Source organism: Rhizobium sp. AC27/96, assembly GCF_001692325.1.
GTDB lineage: Bacteria > Pseudomonadota > Alphaproteobacteria > Rhizobiales > Rhizobiaceae > Rhizobium.
In genome coordinates this window covers 1-611 of the sequence record NZ_LXKN01000055.1, presented here as the reverse complement: position 1 = coordinate 611, position 611 = coordinate 1, and the positions used below count along the sequence as shown (strand labels likewise).

Genomic DNA, 611 nt, shown 5'->3' with positions numbered 1-611 from the left:
GCAGCACCGGGTGTCTCGTCAGGTGACGCCATGAACGAGATCGACAAGATCATGGCGACGCTGCCACCCGGCTTCAGCCATGAATGGACCAGCCTGTCGGCCCAGGAAAAGCTCTCCGGCAACCAGGCAACCCAGCTCTATGCCATCTCCATCCTGGTGGTGTTCCTGGCGCTCGCAGCCCTCTACGAAAGCTGGTCGATCCCGCTCGCCGTCATGCTGTCGGTGCCGATCGGCATCTTCGGCGCACTCCTGGCCGCAACCATCTTCGGACAGTCGAACGACGTCTACTTCAAGGTGGGTCTGCTGACGACCATCGGGCTAGCGGCCAAGAACGCCATCCTGATCGTCGAATTCGCCATCGAGCAGCAGAACCAGGGCAAGGGGCTGATCGATGCGACGCTTGAAGCGGCAAGACAGCGCCTGCGGCCGATCCTGATGACGTCGCTTGCCTTCATCCTCGGCGTTCTGCCGCTGGCGATCGCCAATGGGGCGGGATCGGGCAGCCAGAACTCGATCGGCATCGGCGTCATGGGCGGCATGATCTCCGCCACCGTCCTCGGCGTCTTCTTCATCCCGCTGCTCTTCGTCTCCGTGCGCCGAATCTTCAAGGG

The 611-nt window shown here is 62.7% G+C and carries 1 protein-coding gene; it reads left to right on the top strand.

Annotated elements, in window-relative coordinates; genetic code table 11:
- The coding region (locus A6U86_RS27725) for an efflux RND transporter permease subunit (RefSeq protein WP_198929102.1) at positions 1-611 on the top strand (611 nt) is incomplete at both ends.